The following is a 21,432-nucleotide window of genomic DNA, read 5'->3' as shown; positions in this document are numbered from 1 at the left end:
GGTGTCCGCCGGCAGGTACGTCTCGACCGGCGGTCTGCCCGACCGATCGACGGTCGCCGATCTGGTCCGGGTGACGTACGAGCTGTACCGCGGAGTCACCGAAGGGGCCGTGTCGGAGGTGTATCCGGCCCTGGCCCGGGTTGATCCGGACACGTTCGGGGTGTGTGTCGTTGCGACCAACGGGCGGCTGTTCGAGGCGGGTGACGCACGTCGGCCGTTCACGATCATGAGCGTTGCGAAGCCGTTCGTGTTCGCGCTGATGTGTCAGGCGGTGGGCGTCGAGGCGATCCGTGAGCTGGTCGGGGTCAACGCGACCGGTCTGCCGTTCAACTCCGTGCAGGCGGTCGAACAGTCGCCGGCGGGGCGGACCAACCCGATGGTGAATCCGGGCGCGATCGCGACGACCAGTTTGACGCCGGGGAGTTCCCTGGAGCATCGCTGGCGATTCATCGTCGACGGTCTGTCCCGGTTCGCGGGCCGTGCGCTCGAGTTGGACCCGGAGGTGCTGGAGTCGGCGTTGGCGACGAACCATCGCAACCGTGCGCTGGCCGCGCTGCTGAAGAGTGTCGGTGGCCTGGCGGGTGATCCCGCGGAGGCGACCGAGCTCTACACCAGGCAGAGCTGTTTGAGCGTTGGCGCGACCGATCTCGCGGTGATGGGTGCGACGCTCGCCGACGGTGGCGTGTGTCCGGTGACGCAGGAGCGCGTGGTGGACGCGGATGTCGCTCGGGTGACGCTCGTGGTGATGGCTATCGCCGGTCTGTACGAGACCTCGGGCGACTGGTTGCTCGATGTCGGCGTACCGGGGAAGAGTGGGATCGGCGGTGGCATCGTCACGGTCTCGCCCGGCAAGGGCGCGCTCGGAACGTTCGGGCCTCGGCTGGACCAGGCGGGCAACAGCGTGCAGGGGCAACTCGCCGCACAGTTCCTGGCCCGCCAGCTAGGCCTCGACCTGCTCGCCTCCCAACCGGTCCCGCCGGCCTCCTAGGGTGCGGCGAGGGTGAGGGTCGCGGTGGCGGCCGATGCGCCGGCTCGTACGTAGGTCACCTCGACGGTGTCACCGACCTTGCGGGTCAGCGTCGCGACCACGATCTGCTCGCTGCTGACCGCCGGCTGACCGTCGACCTTGGTGATCACGTCCCCGGCCTTCAAACCGGCCGCGGCGCCCGGCCCGGTCGCTGCGAGGACGAAGAGGCCGCTCGGTGCGCCCGACGCCTGGGCGAGGGCCGGCGGGATCTCCTGGACCTGCAGCCCCGTCGTCGGGTGTCCTGGCTTCCCGGTCCGGATCAGCTCGTCGGCGATGGGATTCGCCAGATCGATGGGGATCGCGAAACCGAGCCCGACGCTGCCGCCCCCGCTGACCCCGGAGGCGTTCGGGACGGTGGCGATCGCCGCATTCACGCCGACGAGCTTCCCGGCGCAGTCGACCAGGGCGCCGCCGCTGTTGCCGGGGTTGATGGCCGCGTCGGTCTGGATGGCGCCGATCAGGTGGTGCGTCACGGTGTCGCCCGGCACCGGCACGTACCGGTCGAGTGCGCTGACGATCCCCGACGTGACCGTGCTCGCGAGGCCGAGCGGAGCGCCGAGTGCGACGACAGGCTGGCCGACCTGGAGACCGGCCGACGAGCCGAGCCCGATCACGGGATAGCCCTTCGCCTCGTCGGCGGCCTTCAGTACGGCGAGGTCGGTACTGGGATCACGCCCGACGATGGTCGCGTCGGAGCTGTGGCCGTCGCTGTACTGGACCGAGATGGCGCCGCCCGGGACAGCCGGGGAGATGACGTGGTCGTTGGTGAGGATGTAGCCGCCGTCCCGGAACACCTGCCCCGAGCCGGTGCCCGCCTGGGCGCCGCTGCTGGCCGAGATCGTCACGATCGAGGGCAGCACCTGGTTCGCGACCGGGATCGCCGCACACATCGCCGTACCGGATTGACTGCCGGCCGGTGACGCGCTCGCGGTGTCGCCGCTGCGGCGGATGCTGACGATGATCAGCGTGGCCACGAGGGCGGCGACGATCACGCCCTCCGCGACGGCGATGATCAGCAGACGGCCCGGGCCGCGCGTGGTCACGGGCTGTTGCGGTCCATCAACCTGGGACATCACGGCCTCCCTTGCCGAGAATAGGTACGGTCCGGCTCGGGGAGGTCACCTGATCCAGGCGACTCTGCCTGGGTGGTGGAGCGGTCGAAGTACAGGTAGACGACGGCGGCTGCGACCAGCGGCATGGCCAGCGCGAAGAGTAGCGACGACACCACGTTGATCAGCGTCGGCCGCAGGTCCGTTGCGAGCAGCAGGATGATCCCGGCGATCGGTCCGACCGACAGTCCGAGCCCGACGATGATCGCCAGCGGCCCGGCGGTTCGCCACCATCGCCCTTTCACCAGCAGCCGGCTGCGTTTCAGCGCCGTACTCGCGGAGACCTGCTCGGCCATCACGGCCGGGATCGCGAACGCCCGGCCGGCCGCGTAGTAGATGGCCAGCGGGATCGTCGCGACGATGATCGTCAGTACGGCGATGATCACGAAGTACCGCACCGCCACCGCGGCCAGGGGACGGGCGCGGGAGCGCACGTCATGCCAGGTGAACGCGGCTGTCACCGGGACGTCCCGATCCAGCCGGTCGAGCGTCGACGTGACAGCGGCCAGGAGTGCGACGTACGTCGCCGCGGTGAGGACCGTGATGGCGAGGGCGAGGATGGAGGCCCACAAGCCGGTCGCGTTCTCGGTCGGTGCGCCCAGATCGGTGGGCGAATCACGCCGGGCGGCCTGCAGGTCGGCCAGGAGGAGGGTGGCCAGTCCCAGTACGACGAACGCGGCGGCGAATCCACCGAACAGGCCGGGGCGCTGCCGGAACAGCCGGAGTGCGGACACGACGCTCTGGCCCCAGGCGCGCCGCCTGCGGGCCGGTAGGGGCGCTGCGTCGCTCCAGCGGGTCCGGCTGGCGGCGAACCAGATCAGTACGACGAGCGCGGCGAGCAGCAGACCGAGCAACCAGATCCGGTCGAGGGTCTCGCGGAGCAGGTTCGATCCGGTGCCGACCGCCGTACAGAAGACGCCGGTGCCGCTCGGTCCGAGCACCTTCCCCGCCGGGACGGTCGTGCTGTCGTCCCGCCAGGTCGCCTCCGCATCCTGGATCGGATGCAGCCAGGACGTCTTCTGGTTGGGTCCGGTCGGTCCGTCGAAGAACGACCGCTGCCGCTCGCCCCACCGGCCCTCGAACGCGAGCCAGGGATACTGCTTGAGGTAGTCCGCGCGGTCCATCGGCACGTAGGCGACATCCGGTCGGAGCTCGGTCGCCGGCCGGGTCGTGTCGTCACAGCCGAGACCCTCCGAGCCGCGACCGAGGTACAGGCGCTGACCGTACTTGTTGGCGTGCGAACCGGCCGCGGGATAGACGACCGGATGCGTGCCGTCGACGATCTCCAACTTGCTGTCGCCCCACCGCGCCCGCTCCGCGCCGCCGTGCTGGCTGAAGCCGATCGCCGTCGGGTTCGTTGTCAGCGCCGCCGCCGGGGTCGGAGCGTCGAAGACGAGCTGGACGGATTCCCAGTCGCCTTCGTGGGTGTTGTTGTAGTCGTTGAAGATGTAGAAGAACCAGTACTCCAAGGACAGTTGCCCGGGGTACGCCGGGTCCGCGACGACGTGCGCGTAGACGGTCGCCGGATGCGTGCTGTTGATGCGCGCGGACCACTCGGCATAGTCGCAGCCCGGCCGCAACGGATCGCCGGGGAAGTCGAGGAAGTGACCCGGGTAGCCGCGGCCGAGGTCCGTGCCCTCCGGCTGGGTCCTGACCAGGTCGGGCGGGCGCCACGGACCGCGGAGAGCGACCTGCTGATCACCGAGTACGGCGTTCACGTCGGTCGGCTGGAACTGCTCGCCGCTGTCGCACCTCGTACCGAGCTTCTGCAGCCGGACGACGGGGGAGTAGCGGTCGGCGAGCGTCTGCGCCGCGACGTCGTCCGGCGACTCCGCAGCCGCGGCGGGCTGGGACTGGGACAGCGCGGAGAACAGCCCTGTGAACAGCACACAGGCCAGGGCGAACACGAGCGTCCTGCGCACCGTCATGCGAACAGGGTGTGCGTCCACAGTTCCCGGCCGGGTCACCCGTTCCAGGTGAACCGCCGCCACACGACGATGATCAGCAGTCCGACGACGACCGGCAGGAACTGGACGGCGACCCGCCAGACGAGCAGTCCCGCCACCAGGTCGGTCGCTTCGACCGCAGTGTGGTCGGACACGAAGGCCGCGTAGGTCGCGTCCAGCACCCCGGCGCCCATCAGCGGCAGTCCGGTGAGCGGATAGATGACCATGAAGCTGCAGAACATGACGAGGACGGTCGGCCCGTCCAGCTTCACTCCTACGAACCCCAGGCACAGCACGAGGACGCCCGCCTCGACCCCGATCAGCAGCAGCTGGCTGAGCATCGCGAGCCATCCTCGTTCACGCATCCGCCCGGCACTGTGCGATTGGAACGAGACGAGTCGCTCCTCCCAGACGGCTGGGCCCTGGCTGGAAGGCCGCACGCGCCGGATCAGCCGTCCGAGCAGCCGGCCGATCGTTGCCGCCGTACGCTCGGCCCGCAGCGCGTACAGCAATCCGACGAGCAGTACGACGGCTCCCGCGCCGAACAGCAGGCCCGACCAGGCGAACGGGGCGTAGAAGTCGCCTGCCGCCCAGAAGATCACGAAGCCGAGCAGCGGCGCGGCCAAGCGCGCGACGTAGAACAGGGTCGTACTCAGAGTCAGTCCCGATGCGGCGTCGGTGGCGTCGATTCCCCACGAGCGCAACATGGCAAGCCGCAGTACGACGTCGCCGGGGGAGGGTGCGATCGTGGCCACGGCGGCTGCGGCGACATCGCTGATCATTGCTCTCAGATAGCTGAGGCCGGCGATCAGGAGGGCGAGCGGAGCGGCGAGGATCGAGCGGCGGATCACGATGCAGATCAGCAGTACGCCGATCTGCCAGGGGCTGAGATGGGTGAGGGCGTAGCCGACCTCGCTCCAGTCCACGCCACGCAGCAGGCCCAGGAGGAGCCAGGCCACGACGCCGATGATGATGAGCCGCGCGAGTAGCACCACGGGCTTCGGGATCTTCCGCCGAGCAACTCGAGGGGTCGGCACCGCCGGTGGAGAGGACTCGGCCACATCTCCCAGCCTGCTGACCGGACGCACTGCCACCATCCCCCGATCCGGGGGAGCCGAGTTGGGTACTGGGGCCGCAAAGTCGGAAGCGACGGCCGGGAAAGGGGCGTCTCATGGGCCACTACGTCATCCGGGTGAAGGGAACACTGTCGCGCGACCTGACCGAGGCGTTCCCGTCACTGACCGCGGACCCGGAGCCCGCGCAGACCGTTCTCCACGGGTACCTCGACGACCAGGCGGCGCTGGCCGGCATCCTGAACCATCTGGACATGATGGGCATCAGCATCGTGGAGGTCCTGCAGGTCCCGCCGCCGTCGGACGGACGCTGAGAACGTGTGGCCCGTCGTCGGCGCGGTACTGCCGCAGGCGATGGCCATCGCCCTGAGCCCGGTGCCGATGATCTGCATCGTGCTGGTCCTGCTGTCCGATCGTCCGGTCCGCGCGGGGCTGTGCTTCGCCGCCGGCTGGCTCGGCGCCCTGACGATCGCGGTCGGTCTGGTCGCGTGGTTCACCGACACGGTCGCGGAAGGTCATGAGGAAGGGGCGCGGGACGGCGTCGACGTCGTGCAACTGGCGGTCGGCATCCTGTTCGGGATCCTCGCCGTCCGGTACTGGCGCAAGCGCCCCGCGCCAGGGACTTCGCCGCCGCGGCCGGCCGTCGTCGATCGGATCGCGACGATGTCCGGGCCCGGTCTCGTCCTCACCGGGGCCGCGGCGGCGTTGGCGAACGTGAAGAATCTTCCACTCGTCCTGAGCGCGGGCAGCCTCCTGGGCGGCGCAGCCCTCGGTACGGCGGAATCGATCGTAGCGGTGGCGATCTTCATCGTCGCGGCCTCGCTGACGGTCCTCGGTCCGCTGGTGGCCGTCGTACTGACCGGACCGGACCGGTCGGCCCGCAGCCTCAGGTCGGTGGAGGCCTGGTTGCTGGCCAACCTGAACACGATCACCGTCGTCCTGCTAGCCGTCCTCTGCGCGGTCCTCGTCGGCGAAGGGCTCGACCTGTTCCGCTGAGGCGGGCGGCGCGCCGTTGAAGGGTTTCGCCGGCGACGCGGTGGGAGACTGCGGAAGGGGACAGCAGCGGTCTCGAGGAGCGTGAAGCTATGGGTCTCACCGAAGCCGCGATTCCACTGGCGGCGAACCCCGACGTGAACGCGCCCTGGAACGGGCACGACACGCGGGTGCTGATCGTCGCCGTGATCGGGATCGCGATCATCGTGGTGCTGATTGTGGCTCTGAAGGTGCACGCGTTCCTGTCGCTGACGATCGGGGCCCTGTTCGTCGGGCTGGCGTCCGGGATCGACGCCGGCGGCGTGACGAAGTCCTACGAGATCGGCGTCGGCAGCGTCCTCGGGTACGTCGGGGTGCTGATCGCGCTCGGCGCCATGGTGGGGAAGTTGCTGGCGGACTCCGGTGGCGCCGATCAGGTCGTGGACACGCTGCTGCGCGGCAAAGCGTCAGTGCTTCCGTGGAAGATGGCCTTGATCGCCGCGATCATCGGCATCCCGATGTTCTTCGAGATCGGGTTGGTGCTGCTGGTTCCCGTGGTCGTGCTGGCGATCCGGCGGACGGGTGCGCGGGCGATGCTGCTCGGCATCCCTGCGCTCGCGGGCCTGTCGGTGCTGCACGGGTTCGTGCCACCGCACCCCGGACCGCTGGCCGCGATCGGCGTCCTGCACGGGAATGTCGGCATCACTCTGGCGCTGGGGCTGGTGGTGGCGATCCCGGCCGTGGTCATCGCGGGACCGGTGTTCGGCCGGATCGCTGCGCGCTGGGTGCCGATCGGCGCGGCAGGCGCTGCTCTGGAGGTGTCAGGCGGCGCTCATGGCAGCGAGCCGGCGTCCCCGTCGGGCCAGGGTGGGGTCTCCACGGAGCTGAAGGTCGACGAAGTTCAGCGCACGAGGACCCCGAGTTTCACCTGGACGCTCGTGACGGTGCTGAGTCCCGTCGTACTGATGCTGCTCAAGGCCGCGTCGGACGTGTGGATGAGCAAGGACGCTGCGCTCTATCCGGTGCTGCAGTTCATCGGTGATCCGGTGGTCGCGCTGCTGTTCGCCGTACTGCTGGCCATGTACACGTTCGGCACGTCGATCGGCTTCGGCATGCCGGTGCTGAGCAAGAAGATCGGCGCGAGCCTGCTCCCGATCTCCGGTGTGATGCTGATCGTCGGCGCCGGTGGTGGTTTCAAGCAGGTCCTGGTCGACGGCGGGACGGGTACGGCGATCGCCAAGATCGCGATCGCCGCAAACCTGTCCGCGCTGCTGCTCGGCTGGATCGTCGCCGTACTGATCCGGCTCGCCACCGGCTCCGCGACGGTCGCCACCGTCACCGCCGCCGGCATCGTCGCACCGCTCGCCACCGGCGAGAACACCACCCAGATCGCTCTTGTCATCCTGGCCATCGGCGCCGGTTCGCTGTTCTTCTCCCACGTGAACGACGCCGGCTTCTGGCTGGTCAAGGAGTACTTCGGGATGACCGTGGGTGAGACCATCAAAACCTGGTCGGTGATGGAGACTCTCATCTCCGTCATCGGCCTGGGTATGACGCTGCTGCTGTCGGCTCTCCTCTGACGCCTACGCTGTCAGTTCCTTGATCAGCTGACCGACGTCGGGTACGCCGAGGCCGGTGACCTCGTCGTACCCGACGGCCCGGGCCGTCGGCAACTGTCGATCTTGGCGCCCGGCGCGATACCGCTCGACCAGGCGGCGTCCAGCGTCTCCTCGCTCACGGCGACGTCGTACCGGCCGCGAAGACGTCCGACATCACCGCGTTCTGGAAGGCCAACGGGCTGAGCGTCAAGACGTCCATCGTCTCTTTCGCGTTGCGCGGCGCCGCTGCCTGCACGACCAGCAGCTTTGACCTTCGCAGGGGTGAGGAGGTTCGACGACAGTGTTGTTCCGTTGCCACCTGAAGATGGGCTCGCAGCGAACGGGCACCTGTGAAGCAAACGCAGGCTGCCAAACTGGATCCATGTCCGCCGAAACGGCTCGATCCGTCAGCCGGCTGTGCTGCGCGGTACTGGTCGGCATTGCGCTCACGGTGCTGTTCCTCGAGCTCGCGTCGCGTCGGCTCGACGGTCCGTCGTATGTCGCTGTGCGTCAGGCCGAGTTCGGCTACTTCACCTGGTTCATCGCGGTTGCGTTCGTACCGGCCGTCGCCGCGGTGGTCGTGCTCGTGGTCGTGTCCCACCGGGCCGGCAGCCCGGTCTTCCGTCCAGCGCTGATCGCGCTCGGGCTCTTCGTGATCGCAGGTCTCATCACCGCGGTGGTGAACGGGCCCATCAACGTCGAGCAACTCAGCTGGAGTGCTCAGAATCCGCCGGCGGACTGGGCACGCGTTCGCGACCACTGGCAGCTCGCACACGCCGCTCGTACCGTCGCCCTCGTCGGCGCTCTCGCCTGCTTGTCACTCGCGCGCGGCGACGATCCGCAGAGCGGGTGAATCAGCGAGTCGACGGCGGCCGGACCTTGCCGACCGAGCGGGAAGTTGCCATGGGCAACGGGTTGGTCCCTCTCGTCGTGCCTGAGCCGGTTGCAGATATCGAGCTCGGCGCCACTGAGCGATGCGTCGACGGACAGCGGCTCGAGTGCTTCGTCGAGCATCGCGGCGATCCGCTTGAGCGGCCCGATGGACAGCACCAGGTACGTCGTCACCGGCGGCGGCCACGGGGATCTGTCGGACACCCCTGATCTGTGGACCAGCGTGCAGGTCATGGACCTCGTCGTCGCGTTCCTTCACGCTCAGCTTCGCGACTGATCAGGTCGCCAGCGGAGGAGGGCGACGCAGGTGGCGTAGAGCGTCACCGCGGAGCCGATGCCCGGGAGCATGGTCCACAGGGCGGGAGTGGAGGGCGCCAGGATGAACGTGAGTACGGCCAGGAGACACATGACGGCCGCGGTGACGTAGTACGCGCGGACGCCGAAGAGTTTCGCGAGCGGGATGAAGTGCAGGCCGACGCCGGCGCAGATCACGGCGGCGATCTGATCGGTGTGGCCGGTGCCGCCGAGTACGCCGGAGACGACTCCTAGCCCGATCCACTCGACGCCGATGATCAGGCCGAACGTCCGGCCGGACATGCGGCGGGAGGTGTCAGCGACCGGCGGCGGCGTACGAGTCGTGAACCAGCGTCGCCAGGCGACAGCGGCCAGCGCGACGGAGAGCAGCGCGGCCGCGACGACGAGGCAGATCTGCGCGGCCGTCGGCAGGTGGCCGCCGGTTCCCCAGCCCAGCCAGCCGAGGGCGAAGAAGCTCACGATCGAGACACCGAACGCGACGCCCTGCAGCGCGGGACTGCGTTCTGTGGTTGTTTCCATCCGTACGTCTCCGTCTCGGGTCCATGGCGGGTGCGCCGAGCCAAGACTGCCGCACGGGCGAGGGCAACGGCGATCCGGATGCTTCGCGGGCCCAGGGACAACCGAGTCGTCGGGATCGACAAACGGGGCCTCGGTGCGCGGATGGGCGAGTTGGGCGCATACTGGAGTTGATATGGAGTCCTCTCGCGCGACGACGCGTCGTCACCTGACCACCAGTCCCTTCCAGCGCCGGGTGCCCGCCCCGATCAAGACGTTCGAGGTAGGTGACCGGGTGTCCCACGACAAAGAGGGCATCGGCCGCATCACTACTGTCGAAGGGACCGAAGCAGTAGTGGTCGACCTCGGCAACGGCCGCCTCCTGCGAGTCCTGGCCCCCTTCCACAAGCTCCACACCCTCTGACGATCCGCTCAGCGGTCGCCGACCTGGGCGCCCTCACGGACGACCAGGTCGTCGGTCTGTACGCCGCCTCGAGCTCCTGGTCGAGAAGCGTTGAGTGATCGCGTGATGCCGTAGCGTCGCCAGTCGGAGCCTGGATGAGCAGGCCCGCCTGGCGGCGCCGGACCGGAGTCGGACCGAGGGGGGCACCTGCACGTCTCGGGGATGAGGGTCGCGCGGTCTGCACACTCGATCAGTCGGTCCGGTTGTGGGGTATACCGCCAGGCGAACATCTCCACGGTAGGACTCCCCGGACCGGCAGGTGCCGATTTCCCCGGCTTTGACCGCTAACCGGACAAGACCACTCCGAATTCAGGTCGTCGGTCGGGCGCGGCCGAGGGTGGATGGGGTCAGGACCGGGTTGGCCCGGAGGTAGGCGATGAAGCCTTCGTGGTCGCGGTCGTTGCGGTAGGGGTTGGTGAAGCCGGTGAAGACCTGGGTGCCGTCGCCGCCGATGAGCGTGTAGGCGAGGGCGGCTACCCGGTAGCTGCGGGTCAGGTCCAGCGGCTTGCCGTTGATGTGGATGGCGGCGGGGTCCACGCGCCGGCCGATCGGGTTCGACGTGTCGTAGGTGTAGCTGACGTTGTGCGAGACGGCGAACGGGGCGAACTTCTCGGTTCCGTTGGCCTGCGGCACCCACTGGGCTTCGAAGGCGGCGTGGAGCTGGGTGCCGGGCAGGGTCACGGTCAGCACCGGGTTGCCGTAGCCGAACGCGTTCCACGCCTCGCCGAACAGGACGGTGCCGTCGGCATCGGCCGGATTGGTGCCCTTGGCAAACAACAGGTCGCCGGTCAGCGCGTTCGATCCGGACACCGGCTTGACCGAGATGAGCGCGAGGTCGGCGCGCCCGTCGCGGTGCTGGTTCGCGTCCCAGTAGGCGAAGTCCGCGGCCAGGTTGCCCATGGTGGATTCGCCCGACGCGTTCGGCGTACGGGTGAAGTCACCGGTGATCTTCACCAGCGGTGTGGCGTACCGCTGCTGTCCCTTCGCGGTCCAGTAGTCGGCGATGTACTGGAGCTCCTCGTCGACCGGTACGTCGCGGGTGTTCGCGTGATTCGTGGACGTGGTGAGCTCACGGATCACCGCACCGGTCCGCGGGTCGAGCTTGAGGTTGATCTCGTTGATCAGCGACCCGTGGTTGCCGGCCTCGACCACCGGACGCAGTACGCCGTTCGGGTCCGGCAGCATCATGTTGAACCGGCAGTGCCAGTGCCCGGTGACGATCGCGGCGATGTCCGGCGAGGCCTGCGCGGCGAGCTGGAAGACCGGCCCGGACGGGTTCGTGCCCGCGTTGTAGTCGTTGCCGGCCACACCGCCGTCGTGGATGTTGATGACGATCGCATTGATGCCGCGCTTCTTCAGTTGCGCGGCCAGCTTGTTCGCCTGCTCGAGGTCGGACAGCGACCGCAGACTCGGCTGGTACGACGTGGAGCCGGTCGGGGTGTCCATCACGGTGAGGTGGATGAACGCGATCGGGAGCTTCCGCCCGCGCCCCGCGTCGACCCACTCGATGTTGTACGGCGGCAGGATCGTCCGGCCGGTGTCCGCGTGCACGATGTTCGCCGTGTAGAAACGGAAGTTCGCCCCGCGGAAACGGTGTCCGGTGGAGTCGACGAAGTTGTCGTCGCGGCCGCTCACGGGGTACGGCGCACCGTGCTCCATGTGGTCGACGAGGAAGCCGACCGAGTGGTCCAGCTCATGGTTGCCGACCGTGCTGAACTGCAGGCCCATCGCGTTGAGCGCCTCGACGGTCGGCTCGTTCGCGTGCGCGTCGACCTCGAACGGCCAGCCGGAGAAGTTGTCCCCGGACGAGAAGAACAGCGAGTTCCGCCGGCCCTCCCGCAATTGCTTCAGATGCGTCGCCATGTACCCGACGCCGCCGACCGTCACCTGGACGCCGCCCGCACCGGTGATCACGCTGCCCTGACTCGGTGTCGTCGGCTGGAGGTATCCGTGCAGATCGGTGATGTTGAGCAGTTGGACGTCGACATACCCGGCGGTGGCGGCCTCGTCGAGCGCGTCCGGGGTGGCGTACGCGATGTCACCGACCGCGGCGGCGGTGGCGATCGCGCCGGTGGTGGTCAGGAACGTCCGGCGGCGGATCCGTCTGTTCACGGCGAACCTACTTCCTGGGAGGGGATGCGCGTTCGTGCGCATTATTGCCTGTTTCCGACATTAATAGCCTCCGCGCGGGCAGGCGTCAACGGCTGACTGAACAATCGAGGAACGGCGGTGAGCGCGTGGGGGATTACAGACTGCGCGCGGCGAGCCGCGGCAGCGGGCCCCGCGAGGCCGCGAGCAGCCGCTCGTCGACGGCGTCGAGGGCGAGCGACGCGGCACCGAGCGCCACGCACAATGCGCCCAAGGACGACGCCCGCAGCTCCGGTACGCGGGGGCAGAGCCGGGCAAGCTCGGCCGCGAGCGGGTCCATCAGTACGTCGGCCGACTGCGAGAACGCACCGCCCAGCACCAGCATCCGTGGGTCGACGATCGAGATCGCTGTGGCCGCGGCGACCGCCATCGCCCGCGCATACTTCCGGACGGCGTTCACGGCCGCCCGATCGCCGTCGCGGGCAGCAGCGAACGCCCGCTCGGCCTTGTCCATCACAGGAATCTCCGCCGGTACGACGGCGTGCAGATGCTCGAGCGCCGCCTCCCACGCGACGCCCCGCAGCGCAGACATGTCCGCCGCCGCGCCGTACGCGCCCCGACGCAATTGCCCATCGAGCACCAGCGCCAACCCGGTACGCCGTCCCGCGTGCAGGAACACCATGTCCGTGCCGCCCTGGCGTTGTTCGGCGAGTGCGGCCAGCTGGCTGTCGTTGTCCACGACAACGAGTTGCGCCGATCGGCCGAAGTACTCCGCGAGGTCGGTGCCGGCCCAGTCCGGGATGGCGTTCGCCCGTACGACGGTGCCGGCGGAATCAACGAGTCCTGTGGTGCCGACGCCGACCGCCCACACCTGCGCGCCGGCTTCCCGCGCGCACTCGGCGACGACCTCGTCGGCCGCAGCAAGTCGCTCGCGTCGCGGCGCTTCCGGAGTCACGGATTGCCGTCGGCTCGCGAGCACCCGCCCATCGAGGTCCGTCAGCACTCCGCGCACCGAGAACGCCCCGATGTCGAGCCCGACGACGTACCCGGCCTCGGCCCGGAACCGGTAGCTCCGCGCCGGCCGCCCGCGTCCGCGGATCGCCGGGCTCTCCTCGACCAGCCAGCTCCGGCCGACCAGACTCGACAGCACCTCTTCGACCGCGGTGCGGCCGAGTCCGCTCTGCTCGACGATCTGTGCGACGCGTACTTCACCCGCGGACCGCACGGCCGCGAGCACGGCTCGCTCGTTCAGCTGCCGCAACCGGGACTGATCCCCGGCGTCCGGCGTCGTCGACCCCATGATCGCGCCAGCCTAGGGCATGTCCGCCCTCAGGAGTCCCAGATCGGGCCGAGCGTGGGGATCCCCAATTGTTCCAGTCCGTGCACCACCGACCAGGTGACCTTCCGGTTCGACACACAGATCACGGCCTCGGCGTCGAAAACGGAGTACGCCGAGTAGGCCAGCTTGACCATGTCGGGTTGCCGTGGGCGTCGGTGTCCCAGACTGCAACACAACCTCGACAATCCCTGGGCCGCCGGCTACCTGAGGGAGCGGAAGGCTGCGCGGAGCTCCTTGGTGAACAGCTGGGGCTCTTCCCAGGCGGCGAAGTGGCCGCCGCGGACCGGCTTGTTGTAGTAGGCAAGCGTCGGGTAGGAGGTCTCGGCCCAGCTGCGCGGCGCCTGGAAGATCTCGCCGGGGAAGGCGCTGAACCCGACCGGCACGCTGACCGGCGGGGGAGTCGGCCCGCCGGCCGCGCGGGCCTTGGCGCTCTCCCAGTACGCGCGTGCCGATGAGACGCCGGTGCCCGTGAGCCAGTAGAGCGTGACGTTGTCGAGGATGTGGTCGCGGGTGAGGTTGCCGGCGACCGGCCCGCCACGGAACGCGCTGGAGATCTTGTAGTAGCTGTCCGTGTCGTGGTCGAGCATCCAGGCTGCCAGCGCGACAGGCGAGTCCAGGAGCGCGTAGCCGATCGTCTCCGGACGCGTGGACTGCTCGATCAGATAGCTGTTGCCGGTCCGGCCGAACTCGGCGAGTGCGGCGGCCGCGGCCCGCTCCTCCGCGGTGCTCGTCGGCTCGGTGGCTCCGCCGAGGGCCGGGACGAGCAGGTTGAGGTGAATGCCGAGCAGACCTGCCGGCGCGAGGCGCCCCAGGGTGTCGGTGATGGCGGCGCCGACGTCTCCACCCTGGGCGACGTACTGCGGGTAGCCGAGACGGCGCATCAGCTCAGCCCAGGCTCGCGCGGTACGGCCGGGCTCCCAGCCGGTCTCCGTCGGCTGACCGGAGAACCCGAACCCGGGCACGGAGGGCAGGACGAGATGGAACGCGTCCGCGGCGCTGCCGCCGTGCGCGGTGGGGTCGGTGAGCGGGCCGATCGTCTCCAGCAGCTCGACGATCGAGCCCGGCCATCCGTGGGTCATGATCAGCGGCAGTGCGTCGGCGTGCCGCGACCGGACGTGGATGAAGTGGATGTCGACGCCGTCGATCTCGGTCGTGTACTGCGGAAGCTTGTTCAGCTTCGCCTCGAACGTGCGCCAGTCGTACCGGCTCCGCCAGTACTTCGCCAGCGCCTGGCTGGTGGCCAGCTGGACGCCCTGCGAGCGGTCGCCGACGAGCTCTTCGGAGGGCCAACGGGTCGCGGCGACCCGGCGGCGCAACTCGTCGAGCTGCTCACGCGAGGCGGTGAAGTGGAACGGCCGGATGCCTGTGCTGGAGGGTGCAGCCGGCGCGGCGTCGGCCCTTGCGCCCAACGCGGTCAGTGCGGTGCCGGCTGCGAGACCGCCGTACAGGACCGTGCGCCGGGCGGGCCTGGGGGACGCTGACGAAGACATGTATTGATCCCTTTCACGAAGTTTCGGTACTCGTGAAAGCCTGGTCTGTCCTCGTCGGCGTCGCCCCAGTAGGAATCCCTGGTGTTGCTCAGTCGATCACTGCGGGTGGTGCCTTCTCGTCGGTCACTCGGACCACCTCGCGTTTGCGGGGGAGCATCAGCGCCGGTATCAAGGTGATGACCACCAGCACCCACGCGACCCAGTAACTGTGCGCGAACGAGGCCGCGGCATCGGTCAGCCCGCGCGCGATCACGGCCGGGTCCAGGTGCAGTGGGGCGATGGCCTCCGGGCGGGTGTTGGACAGGATCGCTGCCTGGGTCTCGCGGAGCCCCTCGCCGAGCCCGGGGACGTTCTCCGTACCGGGGATGATCGGCGAGTTGTTGAGCTGGTTGGTGAGGATGACCGACATGGTCGCGACGCCGCAGGACGACGCGATCTGCTGGGTGATGTTGAGCAGGGTCGAGCCGCGCGCGACCTGGGGACCGCGCAGGGTCCGCAGTGCCGTGGTGAACAGCGGCATCATCGTGCCGCCCATCCCCAGACCCATCACGACCAGCATCGCGATCAGACTGCCGTACGGCGTGGTCTCGGTGATCTGCGTCAGCCCGAACATGCCGATCACGATCAGCCCGATCCCGAACGGCACGATCCGGCCGACCGGGAACTTGTCCACGAGTCGCCCGGCGATCGGCATGGTGATCATGGCGCCGAGTCCTTGCGGCGCGACCAGCAGCCCCGCGTGCAGCGTGGACTCACCGCGGATCTGCTGGAAGTACGTCGGCACCAGCAGCAATCCACCGAAGAACGCGGCGGCGAACAGGAACATCGTCACGATCGAGACGGTCAGGTTGCGGTCGCGGAACAGCCGGAGGTCGAGCAGCGGGTGCTCGGGCCGGAACGAGTGCCAGACGAAGGCCGCCATCAGCAGGACACCGATCACGATCGAGACCCAGACCCGGGGCGCACCGAAGTCACCGCCCTCGGCGGGCAGCGAGGAGATGCCGAAGAGGAACAGCGCAAGCCCGGGCGACATCAGCAGCACACCGACGAAGTCGAACGACTCGGACGGCTCGGCGTGGTCCCTGCCCAGCGCGAACCAGGCGTAGACCAGGGCGATCGCACCGAGCGGCACGTTGATCAGGAAGATCCAGTGCCAGCTCGCCACCTGGATCAGCCAGCCGCCCAGGATCGGTCCGAGGATCGGGCCGAGCAGCATCGGCACACCGAGAATCGCCATCAGCCGCCCCATCCGGCGCGGTCCGGCGGCCTGGGTCATGATCGTCATCCCGAGCGGCATCAGCATGCCGCCACCGAGGCCCTGCAGGACCCGGAAGCCGATCAGCATGTCGATGCTCGTGGCGGTCGCACACAGCGCGGACCCGGCGGTGAACAGGAAGATCGCGGTCATGTACAGCCGCTTGGTGCCGAACCGGTTGGCTGCCCACCCGGTCAGCGGGATCACCGTCGCGAGCGCGAGCGTGTACGCCGTGACCGTCCAGGCCACCGTGGAGTACGCGATCGGGCTGTTGGGCGACCCGAACTCGTCCTGGAAGGTGGGCAGGGCAACGTTCACCACGGTGATGTCGAGGATCGACATGATGGCCCCGAGCACCACGACGCCGGCGATCTTCAGAACTGCGGCATCGATCTCATCGGGGTATTCGGCTTGCGTTTCAGGCTGGCTCACGGGTCCCCCCTTGGGTACGAGCGCGTCAGTGGAGAGCCTACGCGCGGCATACCACGCCAGTCAGTCAGGTTTCGGTGCGAGTTGCTGCCGTCACCTCAGGTACCCGGACGAACCTGTGATCTTGACCTAGTGTGGGTCGTAACGGCCCTGGTTGAGGAGGAACGATGTCGGACGAACCTTTCGAGACGTCGGAGAACGTGCACCGCGATCGCCGTGAGCACGGCGGCGCCGACGCGATCCACCCGGACCAGGACGACCTGGACCGCCGGACCGAGGAGGAGCGGGTCGAGGCCGGTGTCGACGCCTACGACCCGGACGAGGTCCCGCCGGCCACCGACGAACCGGTCCCGACCGACGTGACCCGGTCCGAGGTGTACGAGGACGCGAAGGCCGAGCTGGACCGCGAGGAGTCGGAAGGCGAGATCTACCCCCTCACCGACCGTCACCCGTTCCCGCCGTCCCACTACGACCGCTCCTGACGGCCGCATGATCGCGCGCATGTGGCGGGGGTGGGTGCCCACCGAGAAGGCCGCCGAGTACGCCGGGATCGTGGAGCGCACCGGGATGTCCGGCTATCGGCGTACTCCGGGGAACCAGGGAGCGCAGCTCCTGACCCGGGATCTCGGCGACGGCCGGACCGAGATCGTCACGCTCCGCTGGTGGACCGACCTCGACCACATCCGCGCGTTCGCCGGCGACGACATCGAGCACGCGAAGTACTACCCCGAGGACGACGACTACCTGCTGGAGCGTGAGTTGACGGTCTCCCACTTCGAGGTGCTGTCGGACTGACTGTCCGGGAAGCCGAAGGTGGCGACCAGGGCCGGATCGTGGAACTCGACGATCCGGGAGATGCCGGTAGCGGTGACGGTCAGTACTACGACGCCGCTTGCCTGGAGTGAGCCGCCTGCGTCGCGGTGGTACACGGCGGCCGCGGGCTGGCCGTTGGCAGTGGTTGCGATCAGCTTCCAGTCGCCCGGCGTACCCAGCACGTACGCGTCGAGCAGGTGGATGCATCCCGTCCGTCCCGCTTGCCAGTCGCGGAACGGCGTGGCCTCAAGCGTGGCGTCCGCCCGGAGTACCTGCTCGAGCAAGCCGGCGTCCGAGCGCTCGAAGGCGGTGATGTAGCCGTCGAGCAGCGCTCGCGCCCGCTCATCGGTCGGCTCGAGGAGGTCGTCCAGCTTTGCTTCGTCCAGCCGCGAGCGTGCGCGCTGCAGTGCACTCTTGACCGCCGCCGTCGTCGTGCCGAGGATCTCCGCGGTATCGGTCGCCGGAAACGCCAGCACCTCGCGCAGGATGAGGATCGCGCGCTGGCGTGGCGGCAGGAGCTGGAGGCTGGCGATGAGCGCGAGCCGTACCGACTCGCGCGCGACCACCACCGCGGCCGGATCGTCGGCCGCGGTCCACCTGTCCGGAAGCGGTTCGAGCCACGAGACCTCGCCCGGGGCGGAGGGAATCGGCGGGCGGTCGGGTCCGTCGTACGGGGCAGCCAGACCCGAGGGCAGCATCCGGCTCTGCCGCGAGTCGAGTGCCGTCAGACAGACATTGGTCGCGATCTTGTAGAGCCAGGAGCGGACCGATGCGCGGCCCTCGAAGCCGGCGTACGACCGCCATGCCCGCAGATAGGTCTCCTGCACCAGATCCTCGGCATCGTGCGCGGAGCCGACCATCCGGTAGCAGTGCGCCAGCAACTCGCGGCGGAACCGCTCGGTGTCGGCGGCGAACCGGTCCTCGTTCGAGGTCACAGGTGATTGTCTCAAGGCAGCAAGGCCAGCTTGCCGATGGTGGCGCGGGCTTCCAGCTCCGCGAGGGCCTTCGGGCCGTCGGCCAGTGCGTAGGTGGTGGGTCGGGTAGGCGTGAGGACGCCGGCGGCGATGAGGGCGGCCAGCTCACCCATCAGTTCGCCGAAGATGTGCGGCGCGGCCCCGATGAGTACGCCGAGGTTGAAGCCGATGACGTGGACTTGATGTCTGTACACCAGGTCCCAGTTGGTGAGCGCCGCTTCGCCACCTGCCAGTCCGGTGACGACGACCCGGCCGGTGACTCGCTTTGCTGCTGTCAGGCTGGCTTCGAGTGTTCCACCGGACTCCAGCACCAGGTCGGCGCCGGTGCCGTCGGTCAGTCGCAGTACCTCGGCCGCGAGGTGGTCGCTGCGGGAGTCGAGGACGTGGTCTGCTCCCAAGGCCAGCACGGCCTCGTGTTTGCCTTGCGACGCGGTGGCGATGACCGAAGCGCCGTAGTGCTTGGCGATCTTCACCGCTGCCTGGCCGGTCGCGCCTGCGGCGGCGTGAATCACGACCGTCTGTCCGGCGGTGAGGTTGCCCAGGGTCTTGAGCGCGGCAAGCGCGGTCGGCGAGTTCACCATCAAGCCCAGCGCCTCGTGCGCAGCCCAGCCCGTGGGCACGGGTGCGGCCGTTGGCAGCACCATGTATTCGGCGAAAGCGCCGTCTCCGACGCCGATGACCAGGTCGCCCAGTCGGGAGTCAGCCACGCCGTCACCGACCGCGACGATCTCCCCGGCAGCCTCGAAACCAGCCAGATACGGCGGCCGCGGCCCACCTCCGAACGTGCCGTGCGCCTTGGAGATATCCGCGAAGTTGACCCCTGCAGCCGCCACCCGGATCAACACTTCGGTCGGACCAGGCACCGGCACCGGCGCATCCATGACCAGCCGCATGTCCTCCGGCCCGTTGAAGGAGGTCTGCTCCAGCGCACGCATACCCATAACCAACAGCTTTCTCTCGACAAGTGATCCACCAGGTAGACCCGCCCCACCACCCAAAGGAATCGGTCCGCCTTCGCCGGACCGTTGGCGCGGCTCCTGTTTGGGTGTGGGGTCTGGTTTGATGGGGGTCCCGCCCCGAGGGAGTTGTGATGGTTCGTCGTTTGCTGGTTGTGTTGGTGAGTTTGTCGGTCGTCTGGTTGAGCGTTCCGGTTGCGCGGGCTACGCCGGCCGGTGATCGGGACGTCATCGTCCAGTTGTTCGAGTGGAACTGGGACTCGGTGGGCCGCGAATGCGCACAGTTCCTGGGCCCGAAGGGGTACGGCGCGGTGCAGGTGTCGCCGCCGCAGGAGCATGTGGTGCTGCCGGGGTCGGGGTATCCGTGGTGGCAGGACTATCAGCCGGTGAGTTACAAGATCGACAGCACCCGGCGCGGTACCCGGAGCCAGTTCGTTGCCATGGTCAACAGTTGTCACGCGGCCGGCGTCAAGGTGTACGTCGACTCGGTGATCAACCACATGACCGGCGGCTCGTCGGGCGGGACCGGTAGCGCGGGTTCGTCGTACACGCACTACGACTACCCGGGGACCTACCAGAACCAGGACTTCCACCACTGCGGGCGCAACGGCAACGACGACATCGTCAACTACAACGACCGGTACGAGGTGCAGAACTGCGAGCTCGTCGACCTGGCCGACCTCGCGACCGGCACCGACCACGTGCGCGGCCGGATCGCGGCGTACCTCAACGAGCTGCTGTCGATCGGCGTGGACGGGTTCCGGCTGGACGCCTCGAAGCACATGCCGGCCGAGGACATCGCCGCGATCAAGGCGCGGTTGTCGCGGCCGGCGTACATCTATCAGGAGGTCATCTACGGCGCGGGCGAGCCGATCACCCCGGACGAGTACGTCGGCAACGGTGACGTGCTCGAGTTCCGGTACGGGACGGATCTCGCGAAGATCTTCAACACCGAGCGGCTGGCCTATCTGCACACGTTCGCGGAACCGCTGCCCTCGGATCATGCCGTCGTGTTCACCGACAACCACGACACGCAGCGGGGAAGCGGCGTACTGACGTTCCGCGACAACGGCCGGTACGCGATGGCGAACGCGTTCATGCTGGCTTGGACGTACGGGACACCGAAGGTGATGTCGAGCTACGAGTTCAGCTCGAACGACGAAGGCCCGCCGTCGACGAGCACCGGGCAGACGGTCGACACGACGTGCTTCACCAACCGGTGGCGGTGCGAGCACGAGTGGCGCGTGATCGCCAACATGGTCGGATTCCACAACACGGTCCGGGGGACCGGCGTCACCGAGTGGTGGGACAACGGCAACGACGCGATTGCGTTCGGCCGCGGCGACAAGGGGTACCTCGTCCTCAACGACGAGAGCTCCGCGCTGACCGGCCGCAGCTTCCACACCGACCTTCCGGCCGGGGTGTACTGCGACGTCTTCCACGGCGACTACGCCCCCGGCCACTGCACGGGCCCGACGTACACCGTCGACTCCGGTGGCTGGTTCCGCGCCGACATCGCAGCCATCGACGGCCTGGCCCTCCACGCCGGCGCCAAGGTCTCGTAGCTCGGTCTAGCGGACGACGCCGTAGCTCAGGTGGGTCACGCCGGTCGCGGACTCGACGACGCGGTTGCGGACCAGTTGGACCTTGTCCCCGCCGAGTAGGTCGAACAACCGGACGCCGTCGCCGAGCAGCACGGGGACCAGGTGCACGCGGATCTCGTCGAGCAGGCCCGCGGCCAGTGCTTGCTGGGCTGCGGTGGCGCCGTGGACGCCGACGGTCTTCTCACCTGCGACGGCCTTCGCCTGCGCGACGGCGCTCTGGATACCGTCGGTGACGAAGGTGAAGACCTTCGGCGCGTCCGTCGGGGCGTTGTGGGTCAGAACGAAGCACGGTACGTCGCCGGCCGGGCCACCGTCGCCCCAGCCACCCTCACCGACGCAGATGTCGTACGATCGCCGACCCATCAGGATCGCGCCGGCGCCGTCGACCATCTCCTGCAGCACCGCCCGGTCAGCGGCGGTGCCTGCGGGGCCGAGCCACTCGTGCAGGACCTCTCCGCCTTCACCCAGCGGGTACTTCCGGCTGTCGTTCGGCCCGGTGACGAACCCGTCCAGCGACATCGACATGGCCGACGCGACGTTTCCCATGACTCCTCCAAGGTTTGGGTCCCGCTCCAGCGGGGTTGCCCCAAGCCTC

Annotated in this window: 22 protein-coding genes; 10 read left to right on the top strand and 12 right to left on the bottom strand. The window is 68.7% G+C overall.

The features are described 5' to 3' along the window. Nucleotide 1 precedes the first annotated feature (1 nt). Nucleotides 2-988, top strand: coding sequence for a glutaminase A (gene glsA / locus OHA18_RS38440; protein WP_329000308.1), 987 nt, complete (start codon nucleotides 2-4; stop codon nucleotides 986-988). Here glsA and OHA18_RS38435 read toward each other — a convergent pair. The 3 genes from OHA18_RS38435 to OHA18_RS38425 are packed head-to-tail and all read right to left on the bottom strand — an operon-like array spanning nucleotide 985 to nucleotide 5,143. Further along, nucleotides 985-2,100: a S1C family serine protease gene (locus tag OHA18_RS38435; RefSeq protein WP_329000307.1), complete on the bottom strand. Its 1,116-nt coding sequence runs from the start codon at nucleotides 2,098-2,100 to the stop codon at nucleotides 985-987. The two genes, glsA and OHA18_RS38435, sit on opposite strands and share 4 nt — an antisense overlap. Next, complete coding sequence (locus OHA18_RS38430) at nucleotides 2,100-4,064, bottom strand: hypothetical protein (RefSeq protein ID WP_329000306.1); 1,965 nt, start codon at nucleotides 4,062-4,064, stop codon at nucleotides 2,100-2,102. Before OHA18_RS38430 ends, OHA18_RS38435 begins: the two co-directional genes overlap by 1 nt. A 35-nt stretch (nucleotides 4,065-4,099) precedes the next feature. Next, the gene (locus OHA18_RS38425; RefSeq protein WP_329000305.1) at nucleotides 4,100-5,143 is read right to left on the bottom strand and encodes a lysylphosphatidylglycerol synthase domain-containing protein; all 1,044 of its coding nucleotides are present in this window, start codon (nucleotides 5,141-5,143) and stop codon (nucleotides 4,100-4,102) included. A 110-nt stretch (nucleotides 5,144-5,253) separates the two neighbouring features. Between OHA18_RS38425 and OHA18_RS38420 the strand changes: the two genes are divergently transcribed. The 5 genes from OHA18_RS38420 (at nucleotide 5,254) to OHA18_RS38400 (ending at nucleotide 8,893) form a co-directional block, all read left to right on the top strand. Then, on the top strand, nucleotides 5,254-5,469 hold the full coding sequence (locus OHA18_RS38420) for a hypothetical protein (RefSeq protein ID WP_329000304.1): 216 nt from the start codon (nucleotides 5,254-5,256) through the stop codon (nucleotides 5,467-5,469). A 4-nt stretch (nucleotides 5,470-5,473) separates the two neighbouring features. Next, a complete protein-coding gene (locus OHA18_RS38415) occupies nucleotides 5,474-6,151 on the top strand; it encodes a GAP family protein (protein ID WP_329000303.1) in 678 nt (225 codons plus the stop codon). An 89-nt stretch (nucleotides 6,152-6,240) separates the two neighbouring features. Continuing rightward, nucleotides 6,241-7,707, top strand: a complete 1,467-nt coding sequence (locus tag OHA18_RS38410) for a GntT/GntP/DsdX family permease (RefSeq protein WP_329000302.1) — start codon at nucleotides 6,241-6,243, stop codon at nucleotides 7,705-7,707. Nucleotides 7,708-8,107: 400 nt separating this feature from the next. After that, entirely contained in the window at nucleotides 8,108-8,578 is a 471-nt protein-coding gene (locus OHA18_RS38405; RefSeq protein ID WP_329000301.1) for a DUF1772 domain-containing protein, read from the top strand. Between the two features lie 186 nt (nucleotides 8,579-8,764). After that, nucleotides 8,765-8,893, top strand: coding sequence for a hypothetical protein (locus OHA18_RS38400; protein ID WP_329000300.1), 129 nt, complete (start codon nucleotides 8,765-8,767; stop codon nucleotides 8,891-8,893). Here the strand turns inward: OHA18_RS38400 and OHA18_RS38395 are convergent. Beyond that, the gene (locus OHA18_RS38395; protein WP_329000299.1) at nucleotides 8,878-9,450 is read right to left on the bottom strand and encodes a hypothetical protein; all 573 of its coding nucleotides are present in this window, start codon (nucleotides 9,448-9,450) and stop codon (nucleotides 8,878-8,880) included. The two genes, OHA18_RS38400 and OHA18_RS38395, sit on opposite strands and share 16 nt — an antisense overlap. Before the next feature lie 172 nt (nucleotides 9,451-9,622). Between OHA18_RS38395 and OHA18_RS38390 the strand changes: the two genes are divergently transcribed. Beyond that, nucleotides 9,623-9,850 carry a hypothetical protein gene (locus OHA18_RS38390; RefSeq protein WP_329000297.1) on the top strand — a complete coding sequence of 76 codons (228 nt, stop codon included), beginning with the start codon at nucleotides 9,623-9,625 and terminating at the stop codon, nucleotides 9,848-9,850. A gap of 348 nt (nucleotides 9,851-10,198) precedes the next feature. On the opposite strand, the gene OHA18_RS38385 is transcribed toward OHA18_RS38390, so the two are convergent. The 5 genes from OHA18_RS38385 to OHA18_RS38365 form a co-directional block, all read right to left on the bottom strand. After that, on the bottom strand, nucleotides 10,199-12,001 hold the full coding sequence (locus OHA18_RS38385) for a bifunctional metallophosphatase/5'-nucleotidase (RefSeq protein WP_329000296.1): 1,803 nt from the start codon (nucleotides 11,999-12,001) through the stop codon (nucleotides 10,199-10,201). A 133-nt stretch (nucleotides 12,002-12,134) separates the two neighbouring features. After that, the gene (locus OHA18_RS38380) at nucleotides 12,135-13,277 is read right to left on the bottom strand and encodes an ROK family transcriptional regulator (protein ID WP_329000295.1); all 1,143 of its coding nucleotides are present in this window, start codon (nucleotides 13,275-13,277) and stop codon (nucleotides 12,135-12,137) included. Nucleotides 13,278-13,306: 29 nt separating this feature from the next. After that, entirely contained in the window at nucleotides 13,307-13,450 is a 144-nt protein-coding gene (locus OHA18_RS38375; RefSeq protein ID WP_329000294.1) for a hypothetical protein, read from the bottom strand. A gap of 66 nt (nucleotides 13,451-13,516) precedes the next feature. Then, nucleotides 13,517-14,806: an epoxide hydrolase family protein gene (locus OHA18_RS38370; RefSeq protein WP_329000293.1), complete on the bottom strand. Its 1,290-nt coding sequence runs from the start codon at nucleotides 14,804-14,806 to the stop codon at nucleotides 13,517-13,519. Nucleotides 14,807-14,894: 88 nt separating this feature from the next. Next, nucleotides 14,895-16,493: a DHA2 family efflux MFS transporter permease subunit gene (locus tag OHA18_RS38365; protein WP_329000292.1), complete on the bottom strand. Its 1,599-nt coding sequence runs from the start codon at nucleotides 16,491-16,493 to the stop codon at nucleotides 14,895-14,897. Nucleotides 16,494-16,657: 164 nt separating this feature from the next. Here OHA18_RS38365 and OHA18_RS38360 point away from each other — a divergent pair, with 164 nt between their 5' ends. Both OHA18_RS38360 and OHA18_RS38355 read left to right on the top strand, forming a co-directional pair. Then, a complete protein-coding gene (locus OHA18_RS38360) occupies nucleotides 16,658-16,972 on the top strand; it encodes a hypothetical protein (RefSeq protein ID WP_329000291.1) in 315 nt (104 codons plus the stop codon). Nucleotides 16,973-16,991: 19 nt separating this feature from the next. Then, nucleotides 16,992-17,285, top strand: coding sequence for a hypothetical protein (locus tag OHA18_RS38355; protein WP_329000290.1), 294 nt, complete (start codon nucleotides 16,992-16,994; stop codon nucleotides 17,283-17,285). Here OHA18_RS38355 and OHA18_RS38350 read toward each other — a convergent pair. Together OHA18_RS38350 and OHA18_RS38345 are read right to left on the bottom strand one after the other, a co-directional pair. Continuing rightward, nucleotides 17,231-18,238 carry a sigma-70 family RNA polymerase sigma factor gene (locus tag OHA18_RS38350; RefSeq protein WP_329000289.1) on the bottom strand — a complete coding sequence of 336 codons (1,008 nt, stop codon included), beginning with the start codon at nucleotides 18,236-18,238 and terminating at the stop codon, nucleotides 17,231-17,233. The two genes, OHA18_RS38355 and OHA18_RS38350, sit on opposite strands and share 55 nt — an antisense overlap. Nucleotides 18,239-18,249: 11 nt before the next feature. After that, nucleotides 18,250-19,218: a quinone oxidoreductase family protein gene (locus OHA18_RS38345; protein WP_329000288.1), complete on the bottom strand. Its 969-nt coding sequence runs from the start codon at nucleotides 19,216-19,218 to the stop codon at nucleotides 18,250-18,252. Nucleotides 19,219-19,367: 149 nt separating this feature from the next. Between OHA18_RS38345 and OHA18_RS38340 the strand changes: the two genes are divergently transcribed. After that, a complete protein-coding gene (locus OHA18_RS38340; RefSeq protein ID WP_329000287.1) occupies nucleotides 19,368-20,798 on the top strand; it encodes an alpha-amylase in 1,431 nt (476 codons plus the stop codon). A gap of 6 nt (nucleotides 20,799-20,804) precedes the next feature. Here the strand turns inward: OHA18_RS38340 and OHA18_RS38335 are convergent, their stop codons facing one another. Next, nucleotides 20,805-21,383 carry a dihydrofolate reductase family protein gene (locus OHA18_RS38335; protein ID WP_329000286.1) on the bottom strand — a complete coding sequence of 193 codons (579 nt, stop codon included), beginning with the start codon at nucleotides 21,381-21,383 and terminating at the stop codon, nucleotides 20,805-20,807. Between the last annotated feature and the right edge of the window lie 49 nt (nucleotides 21,384-21,432).

Origin of the sequence: Kribbella sp. NBC_00709, assembly GCF_036226565.1 — a bacterium.
In the GTDB taxonomy this organism is placed as follows: domain Bacteria; phylum Actinomycetota; class Actinomycetes; order Propionibacteriales; family Kribbellaceae; genus Kribbella.
This window is presented reverse-complemented; position numbering and strand designations above follow the sequence as displayed.